This is a genomic window from Streptococcus sp. HMSC076C09, from assembly GCF_001837905.1.
Taxonomy (GTDB): Bacteria; Bacillota; Bacilli; order Lactobacillales; family Streptococcaceae; genus Streptococcus; species Streptococcus parasanguinis_I.
In genome coordinates, this window is sequence record NZ_KV834617.1 from 1 (window position 1) to 7,284 (window position 7,284).

Below are 7,284 nucleotides of genomic sequence, written 5' to 3' on the forward strand. Positions count from 1 at the left end.
TACCTTATATCTTCTTGGAGGTCTTTTTAGACACCTACAATGACTATATGACTTATCTGGAAGGTAAGAAATATGAGAGGGACTATGGGCCACTCAATCTTAATAAACAAGGCAAGGCGTTAACCTATGACGTGTACTACCAACGATTCCGTAAAATCATTCGTGAAGAGATGATTTCTCTTTATCTCAATGCTGACGATGAAGAGGTTGTTTTCTTTGGCAGGCTTTTACAAGAGCACAATATCTCTCCGCATATCTTTAGACATTGGTACACGACACAGTTAGTCTTATCAGGAGTTTCTGAAATCAGTGAGCTCATGTCAGCAAGAGGTGACAAATCGCCTGAGAGTGCATGGGTTTACCTGCAAAACAAGGGAGAGATTGCAAAACAATATGGACAAGTCAATGACGGGGTTTTTGACTATATGAACTGGCGAGCAAGTGAAATGTATGGTAAATAGATAAGGAGTAGCAATGGCTTATTTGGTGAAGGATATTCTGGAGAAGAGTTTAGCAGAACTAAATGCTGATACATCTGAGAACAGAGAAGTCATCAGTCAGTTTTTACTTGATAACGCTTGGTTTGGTATTAAGGTAGATATGACAAACCTTAGCATATCAGAATCAGATGCCCATTTATTGACTGACAAAATAAAGGCTTTCCTATCTGGTCCAGTGGGTTTAACGGGCCTACAGCCTATTTTTAAACAGAAGTTCCCAATGACATTTGAGCTGTTTCAAGATTTCTCAAAAGAGCAAAAGTTGTCCAGAAGTAGTAGATTCTACCTTCAAGATTTTCTTGCTTATGATTTAACCAAGGATTTGTTTCTTTACAGTGATAGTGAAATAGAACGGCTGGTTCAAGAGGCAACAGAAGTGCTCAGTAAATCCTATGGTGAAGAGTTAAACGACTTTATCAGATGGATGATGGCTAAAGGCATTACTCATTATCGTAAGAGCTTTGAAATGACGGCCAGATACACCTTAGAGGATAAAAATGGGGCATATGAGTTAGATGACTATCTAGAACTCATGTATTACCTCTTCAACGATGCCTATATTGAAAAGCAGGATATGCTCTATCATGCAGCTTCTTCAAAGAACTATGCCGATACTTGGCTATACTTAGCCCTTCATTTCATTTGTGCCTTGCGAACAACAGACCTTGAACGTCTTGGCCATCCAGAACTGCCTAGAGAGCCCAAAGGGGTGCTAGAAGCCGTTCAGAATGGGACATGGAGTAGTAGTGAGGCAAGACGAACCCTTCTTAGTATCACCACACGTTTAACCTATCTCAATGTTAGACCTAATAAAACAAAACGATCTTCCAATGTTAGTCAGCTAAAATTCCATGTTCCTGAGAGTTGTCAGGTCCTCATCGGAACCTTATTGGCTATCTGTGAATCTCATTATCAATTAGGAAATAACACAGATAGCGAAGAGCCTCTTATCCGTAAAATCAATGATTACGAACGGATTTGTAAGTACATGGGTGATGAGATTGGTTCTCTCTTCCTTGAGCGGGACTTCAGTAGTCGATCAGCCAATAAGTCTTACTTACAAGCTGTTGCCATGTTGGCAGATGATGTTCTAGAGGAAAAATCGGAATTGAATATAAAAGGCTATTTCTTAGCAGCTTTAGCTAGAAGTCATAAAGGCACTTACAATGAATTTGCCCAAACTACAACTGCTTATTTGAAGGATGCTCAACTTGGTCAATTACAGCCTGAGATGGTTGCAAAGGAACTCTTTGAACGTGGAGTTTTATCTATGATTCCATCCATGCTGTTAACGATAGTAACCAGAGGTAAGTATAAGGAGTTAAGCCCTAGCCAGCAAACTCAAATGATTCAACAACTAGATCTAACACCTAGTGAGATTGAAAAAACGCTGGAGTTGAGTATTAGAGCAGATTCAAAGGCTCAAAAAGCCCTCCAAACAGTCGTGAGAGAGGATATGAACCCTGACCAACTACTTACAGTTTGCCATCGTATTGGTAATGGTGAAGCTTTTTCTAAACAGGGAGAAAGCATGTGTCTCTTGTCCGCCCTGGGCAAGTTTTGTCCCTATAATGACAGAATGCACTGTGTAGGCTGTCAGTATGAGCTCCAGACAAAATCCACCCTGTTACTACTTGTTGGTGAGTTTAACCGATTGAATAAAAAATATGTCAAAGTGCAAAGCAATCTAGAAAAAGGTAAAATCCGAGCGATTATAGAAAAACAGCTCAAACCTTGCTTGACTGAAATGCTACAGGCACTAGCTGAACAATATGGAGAGAATGTGCTAAACGACTATGAAGAGATTATAAAGGAGTTAATTAAATGATGAGTGATCCAACTAAGTTATTTCGAACTGTGACAGACTTTACCATTTTCGACAACAATCTGATTGGTCATGCCAGAGAGGTTTTTGATGATTACATAGAGAAGGGGATTATCCTCAGTTATGACTTTGATCATCATAAATGGGAGACCACCAATGAATATGCTAATGTTACCTTTTTATTCAACGTCAATACCTTTCAATACAAACGGTTCTATCAGCCTCTCTTTGGTATAGATTATGAAGGATTTATCGCTTATCTTAAAAGCTTTATTGTGCTGTCCATGGATCAACATGTACTGGGCTCTTTACAAGCTTTTTTACGAGATATAAAGCGTATGATCAAGGAGACGAAGCGGGATATTCTTTTAGACATTGAAGTCATTAAAATCAGCTCTCCTAGTCTTTGTATTGATTTTCTAGCCAGTCTTCCCTATCCAGATGATAGTGAAGTGAGCCAGCTTCTTGAGCAGCTAGATAATGCGATGACTATTGTCTACCAAAACAAGCCCAAACAACAACGACAATTGGCTCAGTTCCAGTCCTATTTTGCATTCAATGATATATTAGCGGATTATTGGGGTCAAGCCTTATCTCAAGAACAAAGGCTCTTTTACTTCCCACTCTATCTTTGGTGGCAAATTACAGCTGTGATTCCACTAAGACCCAGAGAATTTTTGCTAACTCAAAGGGATTGCTTGTCTGAAAAAGATGGTAAGTATTTTCTCACACTTAGACGTAATAACTTAAAAGGAAAAGAGAAATCGGTATCTCACAAGATTTCCGAGGATTATTATAAGACCACTTATGAGATTCCTAAAAGATTGGCTATGGACATACAAGATTATCTAAACTTAACAAATAGTCAATCAGCAACAAAGCTCAACACACTCTTTGTCACTGATTCTCACTACAAACGGTGGGAACGTAGGACTGGGGTAAACAATCGTTTCTTGACCTATACCAACCTTAATACCATCCTCAAGTATTTCTACAATGAGATAATTACTGAACAATATGGTTATCAAGTTTACTATCTAAACTCCCCTACAAAGCTAGAGGATAATGAAATTAACTTTATTCATATTGGTGACACTAGGCACATTGCTATGATTAACTTAATTGCAGAAGGAGCTAGTCCAGTGACAGCAATGTTATTGGCAGGACATGACAATATGGCGACTTCATCCCATTATTTCTCAAATCTTAGTCAATTCATTGAATGTAGTAGTTATCAAGTTTATCGAAAACTTACCAGTTCTCAAACCAACTATGCTGTAAGTAAAGCTCAACGTCAATACACCATTGGAAAGGATTATGTCACTTTAGACAACAAAGGTCGATGTTACTCTCCATGTTACGCTAAAGGCGATTTTTCAGATTGCCTCAAGGTGATTAGCTCACATGCAGAGCTTGGAGCTTGCACCAGTTGCCCGTTTTACCGTAAGGCAGGAAAAGACTATTTCACCATGGATAAAAGTTATAAAAGGGCCATTGACGAGGAAGCACTGAGTGTTGATGAAGCCATCAAACGAGTTCGAGAAGGTAAAGGTCATGTGGAGGATATTGGAGAGGCTTTACTAAAGCTAAAATCAGTTAGTCACTCGTATCAAGAGTATTTAAAAGCAAAACAACTATCGCTAGAGGAAGAATCAAATGGCTAGAAGAAAACATATAGAAGATGTTGAAATCATAGAACACTTTGAAAAATATTTGCAAGAAAAATGTTCGAATAATATAACTCTTTTTAAGATACCTAGATTCGGCGACTATCTTAGAAACAATGGTTTTCCAAGTGTTGCAGATACAACATTAAGGCGAAACACTGGCTTTAGAGAGGTGCTTGCCGAAAGAAAAGCTAAATACGACGAGGAGGAAGAAGAATATCGAACTGTTATCACTTATAAGACTATTGATGTTGATAGTTTCATGGCGACAAATCGGACACCTAATGCTATCCGCACTGGTTTATCTGAATTGAATCTATACTACAAAAAGGTTGCAGAAGCTGCTCTTGAGTTTAAAAATAGTGTTGAAGAGATTAAAAATGAAAATGAGAAACTCCAAGATGAAACTGAAAAACTGAAGGAGCAAATTCAACAACTGCTCCAGAAGGAAACAAGTCGAAAAGCTTTAGAAACAGAAAATATAAAGCTACGTGCTCTAATTAAATCGAGTGTGTATCCTGAGATTGCAAATGAATTATTGAAAGAAGAAGGAATACTTCAATCTAAGCAGCAAGTGATTACAGATGAGTTTATGGCGAATAATATTCTTACTGCTGATTCAGAGATTAACTTTCATTCTGATATTACTAATAGTAAAGATGATGAAGGTGACATAGGAAAACCTAAAAAGGTAGTAGCAATCAAAGATTTACTGGATAGTAGAACCAATTACTAAGGAGGTTTTAATGATAGATGCGATAAAAGATTGCCCTTTACTTTTGATGTATTGGGACTTCAAATTAAATCATCTTGATATTGAAACGACAAAAATCAATCGACGAGCATGTGCTCATTGGATTTGTCCTGATTGTTCTTACAGTTGGGAAGCAAAGGTTTATGATGTGTACAGAAGTAGCTTGAACAGCAAGGCATTTTGCCCTTGTTGTCAGCTGGGGAAATTATTGGTCAAAGAAAAGAATAGCATTTCTGCCGTCTTTCCTGATTTTGAAAACTATATAAATTTTCACTATGAAAACAAGGATACCATCCTAGAAGAGCTTTGGAATGAAAAGTTTAATTCAAAGCGTGTTTTTCACTTAAAATGCCCTACATGTCAGGTCAGTTGGCGTGACACAGTAATGAATCTTCGATTATTTCAATCAGAGGACAAAGAGCTCTTTCATTTGGATTGTAATGAATGGGGTTATCACTATTATTATCATGAGGTATATCCAAACCTTGCTAAGATTTATAGTGATGACAGCAATCAAATTTCGTTTGCCCAGTTACAACTTCATCACAACGTCACCATACCTGTTCAATGGAAATGTGACCACTGCAATAGTCAATTCGAGTTATCCATTGATCAACTATTTAATCGTATCAAGCGAAATGGCTATTATTGTACGAACTGTCAGGCCTCATTTGATACGCCACTGGATGGCGATGTTGATTATGAGCCATTATCCTTTTTAACACCATCTTACTTAGACGAATGGTCAACTAATAACAATATAGCCGTAGAACAAGTAGATAACTTGTCAAATATAGAAGTCCTATGGACCTGCTTAGTATGTCATGGAGAGTATGCGTGTTTAGTTCGAGAAAAGAGTCGGGAAAGTTGCCCATTTTGTTCAAATAGACAGCTGTTAAGTGGCTTTAACACACTTGATAAAACTCATGCCTATCTAGAGAAATTCTGGTCTTCTGACAATGATGGTAGCTTGGCCGATTACTGGCAATATTCTATCGAGCCACTAACTTGGCTATGCCCTTGTTGCCAAATCGTTTTTCAGTGCAGTCCCCAAGAGATGGTTCTTCGCACTAATTTCGAAAATCAAGTCTTTCAAACATGTCCCAACTTATGTGATTGGAATACTGAAGTGTTCCAAAATCAAATCTTTTATAGCGAGCCTGAGTTGGTTAAAGAGTGGTGCGATAAAAACGAAGTTCCAATCTATCTAGCTCAAACGACAATTGAGACCAAGAAATATTGGTGGCATTGTTCAACCTGCCAAGGGGATTATCAGTGTTCTATTCCTATTCGAAGAGCCTCAGCTAACCCATGTCCCTATTGCAACAAGGAAACCCCTCTCAAGGGCTATAACACACTTTTAGATACTTACCCTGAATTAGTAAGCATTTGGAGCCCTAAAAATCAGGAGCAAACAGATTCTATTGTGCCCAATGAAGTTGAAAAACGGACTTTTATGTGGCATTGTAATAGCTGTAATTTAGATTTCAAAGAAAGAATGAATAGCGTTCTAAAACGTTATTTAACCTCGGAAACCAAAAGTCTAAAAGATATTTGTCCCTATTGCACACATCTGCTCCCAAACCCCAAAACAGAATCATTAGACGTAGTAAAACCACTCCTCATTGAAGAATGGCAATCGGATATCTATGGAAGCATTTCGGCAATCTTTCCATCCTCTACAGCAAAAGTTAATTGGAAGTGTAGAAGATGTCAGGGGGAATTTGAAGCCAGAATTTGTGATCGTGAAGAAAATGATAATTGTTGTCCTTATTGTGCGGGAAAAAAACTTCTTTCAGGCTACAATAGTCTTGAGGGCAAATATCCCGAACTTATTGAGTCATTCAGCAATAATAATACCTGTGAAATTGGTGAAGTATTGTATACGTCTAAGGCAAAATGGATTTGGGAATGTCAGGTATGCCACGGTGAATATGAAGATACCATTGCCAATCGAGTAAATTCTAAGTTTGGTTGTCCTTACTGTTTTGGACGAAAAGTGTTGCCAGGATTTAACTCATTTGATGTTAAACAACCAACCTTAGTTCAGGAATGGGATCACTTGAATAATGTTCTATTAGCAAATCCCAGTGAAGTCAGTGAAAATAGTCGGACCAATGTGTGGTGGATCTGCAAAAATAATGATAAACATAGGTACAAGATGTCCTTATATAATAGAGTTTTATTTGAGAAACGCCATAAAGAGCCATGCTTAATTTGTAAAGGACGGAGAAGAAAAAGGCAACATTTTGTGCCTTTCAAGAAGATTTTGGGAGACCAAGTTGCTAAAATGTAGCTTGGTTTTTTTAAGTTTAGGTCAATTTCGCCAAGCATAGCAGCTACATGAAAATGCTTTGATATATCAAAAATTTTATTTTAAAAAGTACATTTTTGGGTTATGTACAATTGAAAAAATTTCCAGTGTTCACTTAAATAAAGTACATTTTCGCATGAATTGAGGGTGGTTGAAATTTCCAGTTTTCACGTGAATAAAGTACATTTTGGACCGATTTTCGCCCGAAAAAAATTTTTAGTTAT

5 protein-coding genes are annotated in these 7,284 nt (G+C 37.6%); all 5 read left to right on the forward strand.

From position 1 onward, the window contains the following. Positions 1-461 (forward strand): site-specific integrase (locus HMPREF2704_RS02080; protein WP_141760625.1); only part of this gene is annotated, 461 nt, incomplete at its 5' end. Positions 462-474: 13 nt separating this feature from the next. Further along, positions 475-2,328, forward strand: coding sequence for a hypothetical protein (locus HMPREF2704_RS02085; RefSeq protein WP_070845519.1), 1,854 nt, complete (start codon positions 475-477; stop codon positions 2,326-2,328). Beyond that, complete coding sequence (locus HMPREF2704_RS02090; RefSeq protein ID WP_070845523.1) at positions 2,328-3,989, forward strand: hypothetical protein; 1,662 nt, start codon at positions 2,328-2,330, stop codon at positions 3,987-3,989. Before HMPREF2704_RS02085 ends, HMPREF2704_RS02090 begins: the two co-directional genes overlap by 1 nt. After that, a complete protein-coding gene (locus HMPREF2704_RS02095) occupies positions 3,982-4,728 on the forward strand; it encodes an MreC domain-containing protein (protein ID WP_070845520.1) in 747 nt (248 codons plus the stop codon). Before HMPREF2704_RS02090 ends, HMPREF2704_RS02095 begins: the two co-directional genes overlap by 8 nt. A 10-nt stretch (positions 4,729-4,738) precedes the next feature. Next, positions 4,739-7,042, forward strand: a complete 2,304-nt coding sequence (locus HMPREF2704_RS02100; protein WP_070845521.1) for a zinc-ribbon domain-containing protein — start codon at positions 4,739-4,741, stop codon at positions 7,040-7,042. The last annotated feature ends 242 nt before the right edge of the window (positions 7,043-7,284 follow it).